The sequence below is a fragment of the Enterobacter sp. JS8-1 genome, assembly GCF_049187015.1.
In the GTDB taxonomy this organism is placed as follows: Bacteria; Pseudomonadota; Gammaproteobacteria; order Enterobacterales; family Enterobacteriaceae; genus Enterobacter; species Enterobacter mori.
The window spans coordinates 743554-765619 of sequence record NZ_CP185805.1 but is presented as its reverse complement, the minus strand read 5'-3'; the positions used below and the strand labels follow the sequence as shown (position 1 = coordinate 765619).

Below are 22066 nucleotides of genomic sequence, written 5' to 3'. Positions count from 1 at the left end.
ATCGACTACTTAAAAATTCGTGCCGCGCTTCACGCGCTGCGAGGGTTAAGCCTGGGCTGCCAGGCTCACTTCTTTTGCCACTCGTTCCGTTGCATCCGGGATAGCCGCCGCGCGCGCGCGCTGTGCCATTTCCAGCAATGCCTCTCTGTTCCAGCCCGCCAGAGTGGTGGCGACCGCATCGGCGGTAAATTGTGGCTGCTCAAAAATCTTCGCGGCACCGGCTTTCTCTAGCGGCAGCGCATTCCAGTACTGCTGTCGGTCTTTGTGCTGGAACGGCACAAACAGCGCTGGCAGACCTGCGGCAGCGATTTCGCTCACCGTTAATGCGCCAGAACGACAGACCACGACATCGGCCCAGGCATAGGCTGCGGCCATATCGTCAATAAATTCCGTTACCTTGTGCTGCGGCTGCCCCGCTTCGGCGTAAGCCTGCTCAACGGTCTGCTGAGCACCTTTACCGCTCTGATGCCAGATGGTCACGGCATCGCCCAGCTTTGCGGCCACCTGCGGCATCGTCTGGTTCAGGATGCGTGCCCCCTGAGAACCACCGACGACCAGCACGCGTACCGGACCTTCACGACCATTCAGGCGAGCGTCAGGCAGCGGCAGCGCCAGCACATCGACGCGCACCGGGTTTCCGACGACGTCTGCTTTCGGGAACGCGCCGGGGAATGCCTGCATCACTTTTGTGGCAATTTTCGCCAGCCACTTGTTGGTCAGCCCGGCGATACCGTTCTGCTCATGCAGCACAACAGGGATGCCCAGGGACCACGCCGCCAGCCCACCAGGACCGGACACGTATCCGCCCATTCCCAGCACCACATCAGGCTTAAACTGCTTCATGATGGTGCGGGCCTGACGCCAGGCGTTAAAAATACGCACCGGTGCCAGCAGCATTGCCTTGAGGCCTTTGCCTCGCAGGCCAGAAATACGAATAAAGTCGATCTCAATACCGTGCTTCGGTACCAGATCGGCTTCCATGCGGTCTGCGGTTCCCAGCCAGCGTACCTGCCAGCCCTGATCCATTAAATGGTGCGCAACCGCCAGCCCCGGGAACACGTGTCCGCCGGTACCGCCTGCCATCACCATTAACCGCTTCGGTTGATTCATCGTGAACCTCGTGTAAACGCCTGGGCTTTCTCCAGACGCGTCTCATAATCTATGCGCAACAAAAACATGATGGCCGTCGACATGATCAACAGACTCGAACCACCATAACTGATCAGCGGCAACGTCAGGCCCTTAGTCGGCAGCATACCCGCTGCGGCCCCGACGTTAACCAATGCCTGGAAGCTAAACCAGATACCAATTGAACAGGCTAAGAAACCTGAGAAGCGGTGATCGATCTCCAGCGCTTTTCGGCCAATCGACATGGCGCGGAAAGCGACGAAGAATACCATTAATAGCGCTAATACCACACCGATATAACCCAGTTCTTCCCCAATAATGGAGAAGATGAAGTCGGTGTGTGCCTCCGGCAAATACTCCAGTTTTTGCACCGAGTTGCCCAGGCCTTGCCCCCAGACTTCACCGCGGCCAAACGCCATCAGCGACTGCGTCAGCTGATAACCGCTGCCGAACGGGTCTTCCCACGGGTTCCAGAACGAGGTCACGCGGCGGATACGGTAAGGCTCAGCGAGGATCAGCAGCACAACCGCCGAAATCCCCATCCCGATAATGGCGATGAACTGCCACAGCTTTGCACCCGCCAGGAACAGCATCGCCAGCGTGGTGACAAACAGTACCACCACGGTACCAAGGTCAGGCTGTGCCAGCAGCAGGATCGCCAACACCAGAATCACGCCCATCGGCTTTAGGAAGCCGCGAAGGTTATTACGAACTTCATCAACCTTACGCACCAGGTAGTTCGCCAGGTAGCAGAACAGGGACAGCTTGGTAAATTCCGCAGGCTGAATACGCAGTGGACCAAAGGCGATCCAGCGTGATGCCCCGTTAACGGAGCTCCCGACAACCAGTACGATCAGCAGCATGATAATGGACGCAATCAACATGGCTGTACTGTGCCGCTGCCAGAACGACATCGGCAGACGTAAGGTCACCAGCGCCAGGCAGAAAGCCAGAATGATGTACAGCCCGTCACGCTTGGCAAACAGGAAGGGATCGTTAGCCAGGCGCTGCCCGACCGGCATGGAGGCCGAGGTCACCATGATAAAGCCGATCGCCGCCAGCCCCAGCGTAAGCCAGAAGAGCATGCGGTCATACATGATCAGGCTATCGGAATCCTTATCCCGGGAAGCCATCACCCAGCCTTTCAGTGCCGCAAACAGCCACACCAGAATTCCAAATCCTGGCAGGCGCGGCATTTTCAGGCGAGGGAGAGATAAACGCATCAGCCTAACTCCTTCGCCAGGCGGGTAAAGACATCACCACGCTGTTCGAAATTCTTGAATTGATCGAGGCTGGCGCAAGCCGGAGAGAGCAGCACCATGTCGCCTGGCTTCACGCGCGGCGCGATCAGGCGCAGCGCCTGTTCCATGGTTTCAGTTTGCTCGGCGATCTCCGGGCGCAGTTCAGCCAGCTCGCTGCCGTCACGACCAAAGCAGTACAGGCGGATGTTATCTCCGGAGAGATACTGTTTCAGCGAGGAGAAATCTGCAGATTTTCCATCACCACCCAGCAGCAAATGCAGCGTACCCTCAACGTGAAGACCGTTCAGCGCGGCCTCCGTGCTTCCCACGTTGGTGGCTTTGGAGTCGTTAATCCAGCGCACGCCGTTATGTTCCAGCGCTAACTGGAAGCGGTGCGCCAGACCGGTAAATGTGGTCAGCGCTTTCAGGCTGGAAGAGCGAGGCAGGCCAACGGCATCCGCCAGCGCCAGTGCTGCCAGCGCGTTGGTGTAGTTATGCTGACCGCAAAGCGTCATCTCTTTCACGTTCAGCACTTTTTCACCCTTCACGCGCAGCCAGGTTTCACCCTGCTGACGGTTCAGGTGGTAATCACCCATGGTGATCCCAAAGCTGATGCAGCGGTCATCTGCACCGCGCACCGGCATGGTCAGCGCGTCGTCGGCATTAACCACGCAGACTTTCGCATTTTCATAAACGCGCAGCTTAGCCGCGCGGTACTGCTGCAGACCAAAGGGATACCGGTCCATATGATCTTCAGTCACGTTGAGGATCGTCGCGGCAGCCGCGTGCAGGCTGGAGGTGGTTTCAAGCTGGAAGCTGGAAAGTTCCAGTACGTACAGCTCACAGCCTTTATCCAGCAGCATCAGGGCTGGCAGGCCAATATTGCCGCCAACACCGACGTTCTTACCCGCCGCTTTTGCCATCTCGCCGACAAGCGTAGTGACCGTGCTTTTACCATTTGAGCCGGTAATGGCGATAATCGGAGCCTGCGCTTCGCGACAGAACAGTTCGATGTCCCCGACAATCTCTACGCCCGCATCGGATGCGGCGCTGAGTGATGGGTGCGCCAGCGCCATACCCGGGCTGGCAACAATCAGATCGGCGGCCAGCAGCCAGTCATCATTCAGACCACCAAGGTGGCGTTCAACCTGTTCCGGCAGTTTGTCCAGACCCGGCGGAGAGACACGCGTATCCATCACGCGTGGCGTGACGCCGCGCGCAAGGAAAAAGTCCACGCAGGAAAGGCCCGTGAGGCCCAACCCGATGATAACGACTTTTTTACCCTGGTAATCTGCCATGATTAACGTACCTTCAGCGTTGCCAGGCCAATCAGCACCAGCATCAGCGAAATAATCCAGAAGCGCACAATCACGCGCGGTTCCGGCCAGCCTTTCAGTTCATAGTGGTGGTGAATCGGCGCCATACGGAAGATGCGCTGGCCGCGCAGCTTGAAGGATCCGACCTGCAAAATTACCGACAGGGTTTCAACCACAAACACGCCACCCATGATCACCAGCAGGAACTCCTGGCGCAGCAGCACGGCAATAATGCCTAACGCGCCACCCAGCGCCAGTGAACCGACGTCACCCATGAAGACCTGCGCCGGATAGGTGTTGAACCACAGGAAGCCCAGCCCCGCGCCGACAATCGCCGTACAGACAATCACCAGCTCACCCGCGTGGCGCAGGTAAGGGATGTGCAGATAGTTGGCAAAGTTCATGTTACCGGTCGCCCAGGCCACCAGCGCAAAACCGCCCGCGACGAAGACGGTCGGCATAATCGCCAGGCCATCCAGACCATCAGTCAGGTTCACCGCGTTACCGGTGCCGACAATCACGAAGTACGCAAGCAGGATATAGAACAGCCCCAACTGCGGCATCACGTCTTTAAAGAACGGCACGACCAGCTCGGTAGCTGGCGTGTCTTTCCCTGCCAGATACAGCGCAAAGGCGACGCCCAGCGCGATGACCGACATCCAGAAATACTTCCAGCGGGCGATCAGGCCCTTGGTGTCTTTGCGTACCACTTTGCGATAGTCATCGACGAAGCCAATGATCCCGTAACCCACCAGAACCGTCAGTACACACCAGACATACGGGTTGGACGGATACGCCCACAGCAGCACGGAAACAACGATCGCGGTCAGGATCATGATCCCGCCCATTGTTGGGGTGCCGCGTTTGCTGAAGTGAGATTCCGGACCGTCGTTACGCACAACCTGGCCGAAAGAGAGCTTTTGCAGACGGGCAATCATGCGCGGGCCCATCCATAACGAGATGAACAGCGCAGTCAGCAGGCTGACAATGGCGCGAAACGTCAGATAGGAAAAGACGTTAAAGCCTGAGTAATATTTGACCAAATGTTCGGCCAGCCAAACTAACATGTCCCGTTCTCCTGTAATGCGTGCACAACCTCTTCCATGGCGGCACTACGTGAACCTTTCACTAACACTGTCACAATTTGTTTTTCTGTAATTAATGCTTTAAGGCGCTCAATCAACGCCGCTTTTTCGGCAAAATGTTCACCGACACCGCTGGCATGGCTAATTGCCTGGCTCAGTTTTCCTGCGCTCAGCACGCAATCAATGCCCGCCGCTTTCGCCGCGTCACCGACCTGGGTATGACAGGCCTCGCTTTCATCGCCCAGCTCGGCCATATCGCCAACCACCATCACGCGGTAGCCCGGCATTTCTGACAACACCTGCACCGCCGCCGTCATCGAGCCAACGTTCGCGTTGTAGGAGTCATCCAGCAGCAGTTTGTTTTCCGAAAGCTGAATCGGGAACAGACGCCCCGGCACGGCTTTCAGATTCGCCAGCCCAGCTTTGATCGCATCATGCGACGCGCCAACCGCCATGGACAGCGCCGCCGCCGCAAGCGCATTGGCGATGTTATGACGACCCGGCAGAGGCAGCAGCACATCCACGCCACCCGTTGGGGTGTTGAGGGTGAACTCCGTGCCATGGGACGTTACATGGATATTGGTCGCCGTAAAGTCACTGTTGGCGGCATTCGGTGAGAAGCGCCAGGTCTTACGGGAACCAATAATGCTTTGCCAGTTCAGCCAGTCATTGTTGTCGGCATTCATAATGGCAATACCGTCAACCGGCAGGCCGGTGTAGATCTCGCCTTTGGCTTTCGCCACGCCTTCCAGCGACCCGAAACCTTCCAGATGCGCGGCAGCCAGGTTATTCACCAGCGCCGCCTCCGGACGAGTCAGGCTCACGGTCCAGGCGATTTCGCCCTGGTGGTTTGCCCCTAACTCGATCACCGCAAATTCATGTTCTTTGGTCAGGCGGAGTAATGTCATCGGCACGCCGATGTCATTATTTAGGTTGCCCGCAGTATAAAGTGTGTTTCCGCACTGGCCGAGAATCGCCGCCGTCATCTCTTTTACGGACGTTTTTCCGGACGACCCCGTTAGCGCGACAACGCGAGCCGGAACCTGCTGACGGACCCATGCCGCCAGTTCACCGAATGCCAGACGGGTATCGTTCACCACCAGTTGCGGCAAATCGATATCCAGCCTGCGGCTGACCAGCAGCGCACCTGCGCCCTGCTCTTTGGCCTGCTGTGCAAAATCATGCGCATCAAAACGCTCGCCTTTCAGCGCCACAAACAGACAACCCGCGGTCACTTTGCGGGTATCCGTGGTCACGGCGTCAATGGTCAGATCCTGACCCAGCAATTCGCCGTGCAGTACCGCAGCGGCCTGGCTTAGCGTGAGGCTAATCATGCCACGACTCCCAGCAGACGAGCTGCCGTTACACGGTCCGAGTAATCCAGACGACGATTGCCGACAATCTGATAATCTTCATGGCCTTTCCCGGCCAGCAGAACCACGTCGTTTTCCTTAGCCTGCATGATGGCGTTGGTCACCGCTTCCGCGCGGCCTTCCACCACGCGAGCACGACCTGCATCCAGCATGCCCGCCAGAATGTCGTTAATGATGGCGCGCGGCTCTTCGGTACGCGGGTTGTCATCGGTCACTACCGGAATATCCGCAAACTGCTCGGCAATAGCGCCCATCAGCGGGCGTTTGCCCTTGTCGCGATCGCCACCGCAGCCAAACACGCACCAGAGCTTACCGGCACAGTGCAGGCGAGCCGCTTCCAGCGCTTTTTCCAGCGCATCCGGCGTGTGGGCGTAGTCGACCACAACCGTCGGTTTACCCGGCGCGCTGAACACTTCCATACGGCCGCAAACAGGCTGCAGTCGCTCAGCGGTTTTCAGCAGGTCGGCCATTGGATAGCCCAGCGCCAGCAGTGTCGCCAGCGCCAGCAGCAGGTTGCTGACGTTAAACGCCCCCATCAGGCGGCTTTCAATTTCGCCTTCACCCCAGGAAGAGGCAAAGCGGATTGTCGCCCCGCTGTCGTGGTAATTCACCTCAACGGCCTTCAGCCAGCGGCCGTGGCAGTTCGGATTAATATGGTCTTCCATCGACACCGCAACCGCATCCGGCAGCTTCGCCAGCCAGCGGCGACCGACTTCATCGTCGGCATTGATGATGGCCTGACCGTGATGGTGGGTGGAATAGAGCAGCCATTTCGCGGCTTCGTAGTGCTCCATATCACCGTGGTAATCAAGATGATCGCGGCTCAGGTTGGTAAACACCGAAGCCGCAAATTTCAGCGCGGCCACGCGGTGCTGTACCAGACCGTGTGAAGAGACTTCCATCGCAGCAAAGGTCGCACCCTGCTCTGCCAGCCCGGCAAGCACATGCTGTACGTCAACTGCCGAACCAGTGGTATTTTCCGTCGGGCTCACTTTACCCAGCAGGCCATTACCCACGGTCCCCATGACGGCACCGGTTTCACCCAGCAGTTGCGCCCATTGCGCCATCAGCTGCGTGGTGGTGGTTTTACCGTTGGTGCCCGTCACGCCAACCAGACGTAACTGGTCGGAAGGTTCGTGATAGAAACGCCCTGCCAGCGCAGAGAGACGCTCATTTAACTGGCTGAGATAGATAACCGGCACACCGTGCATTTCACGGATTTCACCGTCGGTTGCCTCATCTTTGGCCTCAGCAATAATGGCAGCAACACCTTGCGCAATCGCCTGCGGGATATAACGACGCCCGTCCGCCTGATGACCGACCACCGCCACAAAAAGATCGCCGGAAGCAGCCACACGGCTGTCCAGTACCATCTCTCGCAGTGCTCGCTCCGGTGCATTTGGCACCCACGGAGCGAGAAGGTCGCGCAAATTACGATCTGCCACCTGTACCCTCGCCTTGATTAATTACAAATTCACTTTTGTCGCCCGTCGCCAGCGCATCCGGTTCAATGTTCATGGTGCGCAATACGCCGCCCATGATGGCCCCGAACACAGGCGCGGAGACGGCGCCGCCGTAGTATTTACCCGCCTGTGGATCGTTAATGACGACCACCAGCGCAAAACGCGGATTGCTTGCAGGCGCTACGCCTGCGGTATAGGCAATGTATTTGTTGATGTAGCGGCCGTCTGGCCCCACTTTTTTCGCTGTACCGGTTTTAATGGCGATGCGATAGCCTTTAATCGCCGCCTTCACGCCGCCGCCGCCGGGCAGCGCCACGCTTTCCATCATATGAACAACAGTACGGACGGTCGATTCCGGGAAAATACGCTCACCGGGAACCGGTGGATCAACTTTGGTAATCGACAGCGGGCGATAAACGCCATAGCTGCCGATCGTTGCGTAGACTCGCGCTAACTGTAACGGTGTCACCATTAGCCCGTAGCCGAAAGAGAAGGTGGCCCTCTCTATGTCAGACCACCGTTGTTTTTGAGGATATAAGCCACTGCGTTCTCCGACCAACCCCAAATTGGTCGCCTTTCCAAGCCCAAAACGTGAGTAAGTCTCTACTAACGCTGAGGACGGCATCGCTAACGCCAGCTTTGAAACACCGACGTTACTCGACTTCTGTAACACCCCGGTCAGGGTCAATTCGCTGTAGCGCGCCACGTCTTTGATTTCGTGGCCGTTAATTCGGTAAGGAATGGTATTCAGTACGGTGTTTTCATTGACGATACCGCGCTGAAGTGCCGTCATGACCACCATCGGCTTAACGGTTGAACCCGGTTCGAACACGTCGGTGATGGTACGGTTACGCATAACATCCTTCTGCGTACCGGTAAGATTGTTAGGGTTGTAGGACGGGCTATTGGCCATCGCCAGCACTTCACCCGTGCTGACATCAACTAACACGGCACTGCCCGATTCCGCTTTGTTAAAGGCCACGGCATTGTTCAGCTCGCGGTAAACCAGCGCCTGTAGCCGCTCATCGATACTCAGTGCAAGGTTGTGTGCGGCCTGGCTGTCGGTTGAGGAAATATCCTCGATCACGCGACCATAGCGGTCTTTGCGCACAATGCGCTCGCCGGGCTGACCGGTGAGCCATTTATCAAAGCTTTTTTCAACACCTTCAATCCCCTGGCTATCAACGTTAGTGAAGCCAATGAGGTGAGCAGTCACTTCGCCGGATGGATAGTACCGGCGGGATTCTTCACGCAGATGGATCCCTGGCAGCTTCAATTTTTTGATGTAATCCGCCATGTCAGGGTTCACCTGACGCGCCAGATAGATAAAGCGCCCTCTCGGGTTGGTATTCACACGTGAAGCTAACTGGTCCAGCGGCATCTTCAGCGCGTCCGCAAGGGCCTTCCAGCGGTTATCAAGCGTGATCCCACCAGCATCATGCAGCTCTTTCGGATCGGCCCAGATTGCCTTCACCGGGACGCTCACCGCCAGAGGGCGGCCAGAACGGTCGGTGATCATCCCGCGAGACGTCGACACTTCCTGCACGCGAAGAGAGCGCATATCACCCTGACGCACCAGCATGTCAGGGGCGATGATTTGCAACCACGCCACGCGTCCCAGCAGGAAACCCAGCGCCAGTAAAATGCAGCCGCAAAGCAACGCAAAACGCCAACTGACAAAGTTGGCCTGTTCTTCCTGACGTTTTGGTTTTAGCGTTTTTGCCGCTGCTTTCATGCGTCGCGTTTTCCCTTATTTTTGTACTACGATATTTTCCTGCGATGGATCAACATGCTGCAGCTGCAGCTTTTCCGTTGCGATCCGTTCAACCCGGCTGTGATCGCCGAGCGCGTTTTCTTCAAGAATCAGATTTCGCCATTCAATATCCAGCGCATCGCGTTCCAGCACCAGCTGCTCGCGTTGCGCAGTCAATAAACGTGTATGGTGGGCTGTTGTCACCACCGTTACTGCCGTCACAATGATGCAAATGAACAAGCAGAGTGGCAGCTTCCCAAACCGCAAAAGATCGTCGCCGATCACGCCAGGCAAGGCATGGCGCTCGTTGCTTCCTAACGATCCCTTAACTTTGCTTAGGGTCTCTGTCACTCTGCCGATCATGCGTTCGTCCTCTCTGCAACTCGCAGCACTGAACTACGGGCACGTGGATTCTCTGCCACCTCTTCTTCGCCCGGCATCAACTTGCCTAATGCTCGCAACTGACGGCCACCCAGCTTCCTGAGTTGTTCTTCCGTCATCGGCAGCCCCGCTGGCACCTGAGGACCGCGGCTCTGTTCACGCATAAAGCGCTTCACAATGCGGTCTTCCAGCGAATGGAAGCTGATGATGGATAACCGCCCACCCGGGGCCAGCACGTCGAGCGAGTTTTTTAGCGCCAGCTCTATTTCCTCCAGTTCACTGTTTACCCAGATACGAACCGCCTGGAAGGTACGGGTCGCGGGATGTTTGTGCTTATCCTTCACCGGTGTCGCAGCTGCAATCACCTCGGCCAACTCCTTGGTACGCGTCATCGGCTCAATGCGGTTTCGTTCAACGATGGCGCGCGCGATACGTTTACCAAAACGCTCTTCGCCGAAGGTTTTGATGACCCAGGCGATATCCGCTTCGTCAGCTGTTTGTAACCACTCTGCGGCAGACTGGCCGCGCGTCGGATCCATGCGCATGTCCAGTGGACCATCGCGCATGAAGGAGAATCCGCGCTCTGCATCATCAAGCTGAGGTGAAGAGACGCCAAGATCGAGAAGAATTCCGTCGATCTTGCCCGTCAGGCCGCGCTCAGCTACGTAATCCGCCAGCGCAGAAAAAGGTCCATGCACGATGGAAAAGCGTGGGTCATCGATGGTTTGCGCAACGGCAATCGCCTGCGGATCGCGATCGATTGCCAGCAGACGTCCTTCCGCTCCTAGCTGGGAGAGGATCAGACGCGAGTGGCCACCGCGACCAAAAGTGCCATCAATGTAGATGCCGTCTGGACGAATATTCAGACCGTTAACGGCCTCATCCAGCAACACCGTTGTATGTTTATAATTTTCCATCATATTTATAGAGACAAGTCCTGCAGCCGTTCCGACAATGTTGCGGAATCGGACTGCTCAGCGTCGATATCTTCCTTGACCTGTTGATACCAGGTCGTTTCGTCCCACAGTTCAAACTTATTGAACTGCCCGACCAGCATCACTTCTTTTGTCAGACCCGCATGTTGCCGCAACACAGGCGCAATTAGTAGTCGTCCTGCGTTGTCCATCTGACACTCACTGGCATGTCCCAATAACAACCGCTGTACGCGGCGCTCTTGCGGATTCATGCTCGACAGTCGCGACAGCTTTTGCTCAATAATTTCCCATTCGGGTAAAGGGTAAAGCAGCAGGCAGGGGGAGTTGATGTCAATGGTGCAAACCATTTGACCTGAAGCGTTCTCAATCAGCTGGTCGCGGTATCGGGTTGGTACCGATAAGCGCCCTTTGCTGTCGAGATTGACTAACGTAGCTCCACGGAACATGCCAGCCTCACCCCTCCTCACCACTTTAACCCACAAATTCCCACCTAAAGGAGTTTACGGAGCGATGGAAAAGCTTGTCAAGCCAGGACTCTCTCTATACGGACCCGAAAGCCCTCTATTTACAGAGATAAACAGACCTGGTTAATAACTGCACAACTGGCGAGGCAAAATTAACGTTATGAATATTTGTAAGAAAAAAACCGAATATGCACACTAGCGTTAAAGCTCACTCAATATCATCGCAAGGAAATATAAAGTGTCAGTTTGCGACGCGGGCAGCATTTTAAGACATATTGCCAGGGGATAACAGCGCCACATTCATCGCGGCATCCTGAGCGTTCAACGGCGGGCAGGCTAGCCAGAAGGGAGAGAGAAAAAACGTTTGAATATTCATCACCCGAAGCAGGTTTGTAACAAAACAATACAAAATTAGCCTTTTAAAAACGTATCAGTATTCTTTTAAAGGCAATTTAAACGCTCAAACGAATTAAGAATAATAGCAGGCTATGATTCCTAAGGAATTATCCTAATTTTAATGCGGGAATTAAGGTAACCATTAATTCTGTGAAAGGGGGCTGTTTTAACGCCCCCCAGGAAATGATTAATGACGGCTTAAAATGCCACGACGATAAAGATTACGTTTGATGCGGGTAAGGCCAGGCTTCGGTTTGCGGGGCTCATCCAGGCTCGCCAGCACAATCTCCAGCACGCGTTCAGCCACGTCGCGGTGGCGCTGAGCCACGGCCAGTACCGGGCACTGCAGGAAATCGAGCAGTTCGTTATCACCAAACGTTGCGATGGCCAGATCCGATGGCAACTTCCCGTCACGACGCAGCGTCACATCCATCACCCCCTGCAGCAGCGCAAATGAGGTCGTGAACAACGCCTGAGGCATCGGATGCGTTTCGAGCCATTTTTCGAACAATTGTGCGGCGGCTTCGCGTTCATAGCTGTTGGCATAGAGATAATGAACCTCGCGCGGATCCTCTTTCCAGGCAGTCCTGAAACCTTGCTCACGCAGGAAGCTCACCGAAAGCTCTGGCAGCGCGCCAAGATACAGCACGGTTTCGGCCGGGAAGGTTCTCAGCTCGGCCGCCAGCATTTCCGCATCATCCTGATCGGCGCCGACGACGCTGGTGAAATGCTCCCGGTCAAGGGCACGGTCGAGTGCGACAATCGGGAACGGATCGTTTGCCCAACGCTGGTAAAAAGGATGCTCTGGCGGTAATGAGGTTGAAACGATGATGGCATCCACCTGGCGCTGGAGCAGATGCTCAATACAGCGCATCTCGTTGTCGGGCTGGTCTTCAGAACAGGCAATCAGTAATTGATAGCCACGCTGGCGTGCCTGACGTTCGAGATAGTTGGCGATACGGGTGTAGCTGGTGTTTTCCAGGTCTGGGATCACCAGACCAATCGAGCGGGTGCGTCCAGCGCGGAGACCGGCTGCGACAGCATTCGGATGGTAGTTATGCTCACGAACCACCGCCATGACTTTTTCAACGGTCTTATCGCTGACACGATACTGCTTTGCCTTACCGTTAATCACATAGCTGGCCGTAGTTCGTGACACGCCGGCTAACCGGGCGATTTCATCCAGTTTCACAATTGCCCCTTAAAAAAAGAAAAGAGTCCATGGCCCTGTCAAGGTTATGGTTAAATCTTTTAACATCTAAACGCAGAAAAGCCTTCGCGGCAACCGCTTTTATCTGCGTTGTCGGCTGATTACACAAAAAAAAGCCCGGCTTTGGTAACCGGGCAGAAAGAGGCGAACCTTTTTGACAACTAACGCATGATTTTATCGCCGCGCGAAAGGCCAACCACGCCAGAGCGCGCAACTTCTACAATTTTTGCCACATCCCGCACGGAGGCCAGGAAGGCATCCAGCTTATCACTCGTCCCCGCCAGCTGAACCGTATAAATAGAAGGCGTGACGTCAATAATCTGCCCACGGAAAATATCCGTATTGCGTTTGACCTCTTCACGTCCGTAGCCGCTGGCCTGAATTTTTACCAGCATCACCTCACGCTCAACATAAGCGCCCTGCCCCAGCTCACTCACGCGCAGCACATCAACCAGCTTATGTAGCTGTTTCTCAATCTGCTCAAGCACCTTGGCGTCGCCGACGGTCTGGATCGTCATGCGCGATAGCGTGGGATCGTCCGTCGGCGCAACGGTCAAACTTTCGATGTTGTAACCGCGCTGAGCGAATAGCCCGATGACGCGTGACAGTGCGCCAGACTCGTTTTCCAGTAATACAGATAATATCCGGCGCATATCAGGTTCTCTCCGTTTTACTTAACCACATTTCGTCCATACCACCACCGCGAATATGCATCGGGTAAACGTGTTCGGTGCCATCCACAATGACATCCATGAACACGAGGCGGTTGTTTTTCACGTGCTCAAGCGCTTCACCGAGTTTCGTTTCCAGCTCTGCCGGATCGGTCACTCGCATGCCAATATGCCCATAGGCTTCCGCCAGACGGACAAAGTCCGGAAGCGATTTCATATAGGATTGAGAGTGGCGGCCGGAATAGATCATATCCTGCCACTGCTTCACCATGCCGAGATAGCCGTTGTTCAGGTTCAGCACCAGGACCGGCAGCTCATATTGCAGCGCTGTAGACAGCTCCTGAATATTCATCTGAATACTGCCATCACCGGTCACACAGACCACGGTTTCATCTGGCAGCGCCAGCTTCACTCCCAGCGCGGCTGGCAGACCGAAGCCCATCGTGCCTAAGCCCCCGGAGTTGATCCAGTGACGCGGCTTATCAAACGGATAATAGAGTGCAGCAAACATCTGATGCTGGCCGACGTCAGACGTCACATATGCCTCACCTTTGGTCAGACGCCAGATCGTTTCGATCACCGCCTGCGGCTTAATTTGCTCACTTTGCGTGTCGTACTTCAGACACTGACGCCCACGCCATTGTTCGATCTGCTGCCACCAGTCGCGGATCTCATCCAACGGCTGAGAGACCGTTTCCTGCGCCAGCAGATCCAGCATTTGCTCGAGGACCTGACGCGCATCCCCGACAATAGGCACATCTGCCGGGACCGTTTTCGAAATAGAGGTGGGATCGATATCAATGTGCAACACGGTCGCATTCGGACAGTATTTCGCCAGGTTATTGGTGGTGCGATCGTCAAACCGAACGCCAACAGCAAAGATCACATCGGAGTTATGCATCGTCATGTTGGCTTCATAGGTGCCATGCATACCCAGCATCCCCAACGCCTGACGGTGCGTAGCCGGGAATGCTCCCAGCCCCATCAGCGACGATGCGACAGGAAGATTCAGCTTTTCAATCAGCTCACGCAGCTGCGTTTCACAGGCGGAGTTAACGGCCCCTCCACCCACATAGACCACCGGTTTTTTCGCTGCCACAATCGTCTGCAGCGCGCGCTTAATTTGGCCTTTGTGCCCTTGCGTCGTTGGGTTGTAGGAGCGCATGCTCACCGATTCCGGCCAGACATAAGGCAGCTTATTCGCCGGGTTCAGAATATCTTTTGGCAGATCGACCACGACCGGGCCTGGACGCCCGCTTGCTGCCAGCCAGAAGGCTTTTTTCAACACGCCGGGAATGTCTTCGGTTTGCTTAACCAGGAAGCTGTGCTTCACCACGGGGCGTGAAATTCCCACCATGTCGCATTCCTGAAAAGCATCGTAGCCAATCAAGGAGGTCGCAACCTGACCGGAAAGAATGACCAGCGGAATGGAGTCCATATACGCTGTCGCGATACCGGTAATGGCGTTGGTCGCACCAGGCCCAGACGTGACTAATACCACGCCCACTTCACCCGTCGCACGGGCCAGCCCGTCAGCCATATGTACTGCCGCCTGCTCGTGACGAACCAGAACATGGTCAATGCCGCCTACCGTATGAAGCGCATCATAAATATCGAGGACTGCGCCTCCCGGGTAGCCAAACACTTGCTTCACGCCCTGATCGATCAGCGATCGAACGACCATTTCCGCGCCAGACAACATCTCCATGCTTTGCCTCCAGGCTTTTTGTTAAAGACAGAAAGCAGAATTCATTTCCGCCCCGTCTTACGATAGGGATTAACCTATCTTATATAATGCAGAGTGATCGTTACCTTAACCGCTCGTTATAAGGCAGGCAATTGGCAAACAAGGCGGGAGAAAGGCCTTCCGGAGCAGAAAAGAGAGCCAGTCAGGAAGGTTATGGTGAATTCATCTGTAATCAGAGGTTGGGATAATGAATCATCGCTTAAAAGTGAGATGATTCAGGAAATCATCTATTTTTGACGGTATGACAACGGCCAGAAAAAAATCATTTAGAACAAAATATCATTAATTTTAAAAATACCAGGATAAACCGCATGCATTAATGCGATTTATCCTGACGCGCTTATCGACGGCAGACGCTGATAAGCAACTCTTCCATCCACTGATGCCCTTTATCCCGGTCAGCTGCTTCATGCCATGAAAGGTAACAAGTACGGCTATTAAGCTTGAGCGGTAATGGCAAAATTTGCAGATTAAGCTGTTCAGAGAACTCTTCCGCCAGCCAACGCGGGGCAATAGCGACCAGGTGCGTCTGGGATACGACATTTAATACGCTGACCATTGCCATGCCCTGATAAGCAACGCTCGCCTGTTTATCCGCAGTGTCATACCACGGCAGGCTAAATGAAGCATACCTGTCGAGGGCGACAACGGCATGTTGTTCATTATAGACATCGTTTTCACGCAGAGGAGAATTCATTCTCGGGTGTTTTTTACTGGCGACCAGGACCATTTCATCTTTAAATAGCGGTACGCAGGAAAACTCCGGGCGACGGAACTCTTCGTATCCTAAGACAAACTCTGTTTCCTGATAACGGAGCTGGTGCTCAGTGTTCTGATTTAATGAAGACTTAAAAATCAGATGAATATTTGGCGCAATTGTTTCAACTTTATTGTATATGATTGAGGTCAAATAATTGTCTAGCGGGCTGCAAACGCATAAATGGAATACTCGCTCGCTGCTTAAGGGTTCAAAGCCTGAACCAGGCAGTTCATTTTGTACCAGTTGCAGCGCCTGACGAATAGAGCCAAACAGTTGAAATGCGCGGGCGGTGGGTTGGATCCCTCTCCCGTAACGCACGAACAATTCGTCGTTAAACATCAACTTAAGTCTGGCCACCGCATTACTTACCGCAGGTTGAGACATGCCAAGGGATTGAGCTGCTCGTGTGATATTCTGCTCCTGCATTACCGCGTCAAAAACGGTTAACAGATTGAGATCCACAGTGCGTAACTGAGGTTTAACCCCGTCATAAACCTGAGGTTGATTAATATTATTTAATGGCATTCCTGACTCCACTGTCACGCTAAACTCCCTCTGCCAAAGCATTGTAATAAGTTCGAAAAATATGATTTACCATGCATATACGACCAGCGAAAGAGAATTATTAAAAATTCGGAAAATATAAAGGCAAACACATCAATAGAGGGCAGATGCATCTCATTGACGCAGGGATAAAATCACTGTGAATTGATATCAATTACATTAGGATTGGCATGAAACCATAGTTCATATGAATAAACAATCACCCCTCAGGTTAATAATAACTTAAGTTTCATTAAACTATTAACGCCAACACCGCTGAGTTAGTTAACAAACTTCTATCAATACGCCCAACACATTCGTGTCCGAATCATTCACCACGCGCATAAATTAATGAAATAACACATATTTCAATCCCTGAAGCGACGACAAACAAAGTATGTTCAATTGATACTAAATATATTGAAATTATTCCGGCGATAAATTTCAAGTCCAAAAATAGACAATTAAAGAGGTCGTAAACGAGAAAGCCAGCACAATTAGCTAAATGCAATAATCAGTGCGATCGTGCCAGCAGGTGTAAATTTGTCACCAAGGGTTGACATGAACAGTCGTATCCAGTACCACTAAAAGCATATTGAATTTAACGGAGCACGATTCATGACACGCATCATTCGTTTCACCGGTCTACTACTACTAAACGCATCCACTGTGCGCGGTAGACTGGCGGGCGAAATTCAGCGTTGAATCGTCACCAGTAAGACTAAAAACCCGCGCCACTGCGCGGGTTTTTTTATGCTCGTAGCAAGGCGCCCTAAGACTGACAAGGACCTAACCCATGAGCCAGCAAGTCATTATTTTCGATACCACTTTACGTGACGGTGAACAGGCATTACAGGCGAGCCTGAGTGTAAAAGAGAAACTGCAGATTGCGCTGGCTCTCGAACGCATGGGCGTCGACGTGATGGAAGTGGGTTTCCCCGTCTCTTCACCAGGTGATTTTGAATCTGTACAAACCATTGCGCGCACCATTAAAAACAGCCGCGTATGTGGCCTGGCACGTTGCGTAGAGAAAGACATTGACGTTGCTGCCGAGTCGCTGAAAGTGGCTGAAGCCTTCCGTATCCACACCTTTATTGCGACCTCGCCTATGCACATCGCAACCAAATTGCGCAGCACGCTGGATGAGGTTATCGAACGTGCGGTGTATATGGTCAAGCGCGCACGTAACTATACGGATGACGTTGAATTCTCCTGTGAAGATGCGGGCCGTACGCCAATCGAGGATTTGGCGCGCGTCGTCGAAGCCGCGATCAATGCGGGCGCAAAAACCATCAACATCCCGGACACCGTCGGCTACACCATGCCGTTTGAGTTCTCCAACATCATCACCGGCCTGTATGACCGCGTACCAAATATTGATAAAGCGATTATCTCAGTTCACACCCATGATGATTTGGGCCTGGCTGTGGGGAATGCCATCGCGGCCGTTCACGCCGGTGCGCGTCAGGTAGAAGGCGCGATGAACGGTATCGGTGAACGTGCAGGTAACTGTTCGCTGGAAGAAGTGATCATGGCGATCAAGGTGCGCAAGGACATTATGAATGTGAATACGCGCATTAATCACAATGAAATCTGGCGCACCAGCCAGACCGTCAGCCAGATCTGCAACATGCCGATTCCGGCCAACAAAGCGATTGTCGGTACCGGTGCCTTCGCGCACTCCTCCGGTATTCACCAGGATGGCGTGCTGAAGAACCGTGAAAACTACGAAATCATGACCCCGGAATCCATCGGCCTGAACCAGGTGCAGCTGAACCTGACCTCTCGCTCTGGCCGTGCAGCGGTTAAGCACCGCATGGAAGAGATGGGTTATCAGGACAGCGATTACAACATGGATCAGCTGTACGACGCATTCCTGAAGCTGGCCGACAAAAAAGGTCAGGTGTTCGACTATGACCTGGAAGCGCTGGCCTTTATTAACAAGCAGCAGGAAGAGCCTGAGCACTTCCGTCTGGATTACTTCAACGTGCAGTCCGGCTCCAGCGACATCGCCACCGCCTCGGTCAAACTGGCCTGCGGTGATGAAATTAAAGCAGAGGCCGCTAACGGTAACGGCCCCGTCGATGCCATCTACCAGGCGATTAACCGCGTCACCGAGTACGACGTTGAGCTGGTGAAATATGACCTGACGGCTAAAGGGCACGGTAAAGACGCGCTGGGTCAGGTTGATATCGTGGTGAATTACAACGGCCGACGCTTCCACGGCGTGGGCCTGGCGACCGATATCGTTGAATCCTCCGCGAAAGCGATGGTGCATGTTCTGAACAACATCTGGCGCGCCGCCGAAGTCGAAAAAGAGTTGCAACGCAAAGCTCAGAATAAAGAGAACAACAAGGAAACCGTGTAATGTCGAAGAATTACCATATTGCTGTGTTACCGGGCGACGGTATTGGTCCGGAAGTGATGGCACAGGCGCTGAAAGTACTGGAAGCCGTTCGCGCGCGTTTTGCGATGAAAATTACCACCAGCCACTACGACGTGGGCGGTATTGCGATTGATAACCACGGTACGCCACTGCCGAAAACGACCGTGGAAGGCTGCGAAAATGCCGATGCCGTGCTGTTTGGTTCCGTCGGCGGCCCGAAATGGGAACACCTGCCGCCCGCAGAGCAGCCAGAGCGCGGCGCGCTGCTGCCGCTGCGTAAACATTTCAAGCTCTTCAGCAACCTGCGTCCGGCGAAGCTGTATCAGGGTCTGGAAGAATTCTGCCCGCTGCGTGCTGATATTGCCGCCAACGGTTTCGACATTCTGTGCGTGCGTGAACTGACCGGCGGGATCTATTTCGGTCAGCCTAAAGGACGCGAAGGCAGCGGACAACACGAGAAAGCGTTCGACACCGAGGTGTATCACCGTTTCGAAATCGAACGTATCGCCCATATCGCGTTTGAGTCGGCGCGCAAACGCCGCCATAAAGTGACCTCCATTGACAAAGCGAACGTGCTGCAGTCTTCCATTTTGTGGCGCGAGATCGTCAGCGAAGTCGCTAAGCAGTACCCGGACGTCGCGCTGTCGCACATGTACATCGACAACGCGACCATGCAGCTGATTAAGGATCCGTCCCAGTTTGACGTGCTGCTGTGCTCCAACCTGTTCGGCGATATCCTCTCTGACGAGTGCGCGATGATCACCGGCTCCATGGGGATGCTGCCATCCGCAAGCCTGAATGAAGAAGGCTTTGGCCTGTACGAGCCTGCGGGCGGCTCCGCACCGGATATCGCAGGCAAAAATATTGCCAACCCGATTGCGCAGATCCTCTCCCTGGCCCTGCTGCTGCGCTACAGTCTGGATGCAGGCGATGCAGCAACCGCAATTGAAAACGCCATTAACCGGGCGTTAGAAGAAGGCGTCCGTACCGGTGATTTGGCACGCGGCACGGCAGCAGTCAGTACCGATGAAATGGGCGACATTATTGCCCGCTATGTCGCTGAAGGGGTGTAATCATGGCTAAGACGTTATATGAAAAGTTGTTTGATGCGCACGTGGTCTACGAGGCGCCAAACGAAACCCCGCTGCTGTACATTGACCGCCACCTGGTGCACGAAGTGACCTCACCTCAGGCATTTGACGGCCTGCGCGCGCACAAGCGCCCGGTACGTCAACCGGGTAAAACCTTCGCGACGATGGATCACAACGTTTCCACACAGACCAAAGACATTAATGCCTCAGGTGAGATGGCCCGCATTCAGATGCAGGAGCTGATTAAGAACTGCAACGAGTTTGGCGTTGAGCTGTACGACCTGAACCATCCCTATCAGGGCATCGTCCACGTGATGGGGCCAGAACAGGGTATCACCCTGCCGGGCATGACCATTGTGTGCGGTGACTCCCATACCGCGACCCACGGCGCGTTTGGCGCGCTGGCGTTCGGGATTGGCACTTCCGAAGTGGAACATGTTCTGGCAACGCAGACCCTGAAGCAGGGTCGCGCCAAAACCATGAAGATTGAGGTAAAAGGTAAAGCCGCGCCGGGCATCACCGCGAAAGACATCGTGCTGGCGATCATCGGCAAAACCGGTAGCGCGGGCGGTACCGGCCACGTTGTTGAGTTCTGCGGAGAAGCCATTCAGGCGCTGAGCATGGAAGGGCGTATGACCCTGTGCAATATGGCCATTGAAATGGGCGCCAAAGCCGGTCTGGTCGCGCCGGACGAAACCACATTCAACTACGTCAAGGGCCGTCTGCACGCGCCAAAAGAGCAGAATTATGTCGATGCCGTCGAATATTGGAAAACCCTGAAAACCGACGACGGTGCGAGCTTTGATACCGTTGTCACCCTGCAGGCAGAAGAGATTGCGCCGCAGGTTACCTGGGGCACCAACCCGGGTCAGGTGATTTCCGTCAACGACAGCATCCCCGATCCGGCGTCTTTCGCCGATCCGGTCGAACGTGCCAGTGCGGAAAAAGCGCTGGCCTATATGGGACTGAAACCTGGCGTTCCGTTGACCGATGTAACCATTGATAAAGTCTTTATCGGTTCCTGCACCAACTCCCGTATCGAAGATTTGCGTGCCGCCGCCGAGATTGCCAAAGGCCGCAAAGTGGCACCAGGCGTGCAGGCGCTGGTGGTTCCAGGCTCCGGTCCGGTGAAGGCGCAGGCGGAAGCAGAAGGTCTGGATAAGATCTTCATTGAAGCAGGCTTCGAATGGCGTCTGCCTGGCTGCTCCATGTGTCTGGCGATGAACAACGACCGCCTGAATCCGGGCGAGCGCTGCGCATCCACCAGCAACCGTAACTTTGAAGGCCGTCAGGGCCGAGGTGGGCGCACCCATCTGGTCAGCCCGGCAATGGCCGCCGCTGCAGCAGTTACCGGTCATTTCGCCGATATTCGCAGCCTCAAATAAGGAGACAATCATGGCAGAGAAATTTACCCAACATACAGGCCGGGTTGTCCCGCTGGACGCCGCTAACGTCGATACTGATGCGATCATTCCTAAGCAATTTTTACAGAAAGTAACGCGTACCGGTTTTGGTGCACACCTGTTCAACGACTGGCGTTTCCTGGACGATAAGGGCGAAGTACCTAATCCGGAATTCGTGCTGAATTTTCCGGAATACAAAGGCGCCTCCATTTTGCTGGCGCGGGAAAACTTTGGCTGCGGTTCATCCCGTGAACATGCGCCGTGGGCGCTCACGGACTACGGCTTTAAAGTGGTCATTGCCCCGAGCTTCGCGGATATCTTCTACGGCAACAGCTTCAACAACCAGTTGCTGCCGGTCACACTGAGCGATGAACAGGTCGATGAGCTGTTTGCGCTGGTGCAGGCAAATCCGGGCATATCGTTTGAAGTTGATCTGGAAGCGGAAGTGGTGAAAGCCGGGGATAAGACCTACAGCTTCAGCATTGATGCGTTCCGCCGTCACTGCATGCTGAACGGTCTCGACAGCATTGGTTTAACTCTCCAGCACGAAGACGCTATCTCAGCGTACGAGAAAAAACAGCCTGCGTTTATGGGCTAAAGGCAATGGCCCGTAAAAAGCGGGCCATTGATTTGACTACGTTTTGGCATTCCAGCCTCCTTATTGCTTTTCGGCAATGAAGAGACTAACCTCGCAATGTCGGTCGTGAAGTTAGTCTCCCC

At 54.5% G+C, this 22066-nt stretch carries 19 protein-coding genes; 5 read left to right on the top strand and 14 right to left on the bottom strand.

Going from position 1 to position 22066, the window contains the following annotated elements; translation table 11 throughout:
* Nucleotides 1–45: 45 nt before the first annotated feature.
* The 14 genes from murG to leuO all read right to left on the bottom strand — a co-directional run bounded on the left by murG (nt 46) and on the right by leuO (nt 16448).
* Entirely contained in the window at nt 46–1110 is a 1065-nt protein-coding gene (gene murG, locus ACOQH0_RS03670; protein ID WP_042718660.1) for an undecaprenyldiphospho-muramoylpentapeptide beta-N-acetylglucosaminyltransferase, read from the bottom strand.
* The gene (gene ftsW, locus ACOQH0_RS03665; RefSeq protein ID WP_042718662.1) at nt 1107–2351 is read right to left on the bottom strand and encodes a cell division protein FtsW; all 1245 of its coding nucleotides are present in this window, start codon (nt 2349–2351) and stop codon (nt 1107–1109) included. Before ftsW ends, murG begins: the two co-directional genes overlap by 4 nt.
* A complete protein-coding gene (gene murD / locus ACOQH0_RS03660) occupies nt 2351–3667 on the bottom strand; it encodes a UDP-N-acetylmuramoyl-L-alanine--D-glutamate ligase (RefSeq protein WP_042718665.1) in 1317 nt (438 codons plus the stop codon). The genes ftsW and murD overlap by 1 nt, the downstream gene beginning before the upstream one ends.
* A gap of 2 nt (nt 3668–3669) precedes the next feature.
* A complete protein-coding gene (mraY, locus tag ACOQH0_RS03655; RefSeq protein ID WP_003856353.1) occupies nt 3670–4752 on the bottom strand; it encodes a phospho-N-acetylmuramoyl-pentapeptide-transferase in 1083 nt (360 codons plus the stop codon).
* Nucleotides 4746–6104 carry a UDP-N-acetylmuramoyl-tripeptide--D-alanyl-D-alanine ligase gene (murF, locus tag ACOQH0_RS03650; RefSeq protein ID WP_100165478.1) on the bottom strand — a complete coding sequence of 453 codons (1359 nt, stop codon included), beginning with the start codon at nt 6102–6104 and terminating at the stop codon, nt 4746–4748. The genes mraY and murF overlap by 7 nt, the downstream gene beginning before the upstream one ends.
* On the bottom strand, nt 6101–7588 hold the full coding sequence (gene murE / locus ACOQH0_RS03645; protein WP_100165479.1) for a UDP-N-acetylmuramoyl-L-alanyl-D-glutamate--2,6-diaminopimelate ligase: 1488 nt from the start codon (nt 7586–7588) through the stop codon (nt 6101–6103). The genes murF and murE overlap by 4 nt, the downstream gene beginning before the upstream one ends.
* Nucleotides 7575–9341 (bottom strand): peptidoglycan glycosyltransferase FtsI, encoded by a 1767-nt coding sequence (locus tag ACOQH0_RS03640; protein ID WP_010426990.1) that lies wholly within the window; start codon nt 9339–9341, stop codon nt 7575–7577. The genes murE and ACOQH0_RS03640 overlap by 14 nt, the downstream gene beginning before the upstream one ends.
* Before the next feature lie 15 nt (nt 9342–9356).
* Nucleotides 9357–9722: a cell division protein FtsL gene (gene ftsL / locus ACOQH0_RS03635; protein ID WP_006173860.1), complete on the bottom strand. Its 366-nt coding sequence runs from the start codon at nt 9720–9722 to the stop codon at nt 9357–9359.
* Nucleotides 9719–10660, bottom strand: coding sequence for a 16S rRNA (cytosine(1402)-N(4))-methyltransferase RsmH (gene rsmH, locus ACOQH0_RS03630; protein ID WP_010426994.1), 942 nt, complete (start codon nt 10658–10660; stop codon nt 9719–9721). Before rsmH ends, ftsL begins: the two co-directional genes overlap by 4 nt.
* A gap of 2 nt (nt 10661–10662) precedes the next feature.
* On the bottom strand, nt 10663–11121 hold the full coding sequence (gene mraZ / locus ACOQH0_RS03625; protein ID WP_010426995.1) for a division/cell wall cluster transcriptional repressor MraZ: 459 nt from the start codon (nt 11119–11121) through the stop codon (nt 10663–10665).
* A 601-nt stretch (nt 11122–11722) separates the two neighbouring features.
* The gene (cra, locus tag ACOQH0_RS03620) at nt 11723–12727 is read right to left on the bottom strand and encodes a catabolite repressor/activator (protein ID WP_010426996.1); all 1005 of its coding nucleotides are present in this window, start codon (nt 12725–12727) and stop codon (nt 11723–11725) included.
* 179 nt (nt 12728–12906) lie between these two features.
* Nucleotides 12907–13398, bottom strand: coding sequence for an acetolactate synthase small subunit (gene ilvN, locus ACOQH0_RS03615; protein ID WP_003856371.1), 492 nt, complete (start codon nt 13396–13398; stop codon nt 12907–12909).
* A gap of 1 nt (nt 13399) precedes the next feature.
* A complete protein-coding gene (ilvI, locus tag ACOQH0_RS03610) occupies nt 13400–15124 on the bottom strand; it encodes an acetolactate synthase 3 large subunit (RefSeq protein ID WP_421511562.1) in 1725 nt (574 codons plus the stop codon).
* 379 nt (nt 15125–15503) lie between these two features.
* Nucleotides 15504–16448: a transcriptional regulator LeuO gene (leuO, locus tag ACOQH0_RS03605; protein WP_421511561.1), complete on the bottom strand. Its 945-nt coding sequence runs from the start codon at nt 16446–16448 to the stop codon at nt 15504–15506.
* 636 nt (nt 16449–17084) lie between these two features.
* Between leuO and leuL the strand changes: the two genes are divergently transcribed.
* The 5 genes from leuL (at nt 17085) to leuD (ending at nt 21944) form a co-directional block, all read left to right on the top strand.
* Nucleotides 17085–17171 (top strand): leu operon leader peptide, encoded by an 87-nt coding sequence (leuL, locus tag ACOQH0_RS03600; protein WP_071985395.1) that lies wholly within the window; start codon nt 17085–17087, stop codon nt 17169–17171.
* 91 nt (nt 17172–17262) lie between these two features.
* Nucleotides 17263–18834 (top strand): 2-isopropylmalate synthase, encoded by a 1572-nt coding sequence (gene leuA / locus ACOQH0_RS03595; RefSeq protein WP_089599189.1) that lies wholly within the window; start codon nt 17263–17265, stop codon nt 18832–18834.
* A complete protein-coding gene (gene leuB / locus ACOQH0_RS03590) occupies nt 18834–19925 on the top strand; it encodes a 3-isopropylmalate dehydrogenase (RefSeq protein WP_421511560.1) in 1092 nt (363 codons plus the stop codon). The genes leuA and leuB overlap by 1 nt, the downstream gene beginning before the upstream one ends.
* Before the next feature lie 2 nt (nt 19926–19927).
* Nucleotides 19928–21328 (top strand): 3-isopropylmalate dehydratase large subunit, encoded by a 1401-nt coding sequence (leuC, locus tag ACOQH0_RS03585; protein WP_089599191.1) that lies wholly within the window; start codon nt 19928–19930, stop codon nt 21326–21328.
* 10 nt (nt 21329–21338) lie between these two features.
* On the top strand, nt 21339–21944 hold the full coding sequence (leuD, locus tag ACOQH0_RS03580; RefSeq protein WP_003856384.1) for a 3-isopropylmalate dehydratase small subunit: 606 nt from the start codon (nt 21339–21341) through the stop codon (nt 21942–21944).
* Nucleotides 21945–22066 lie beyond the last annotated feature (122 nt).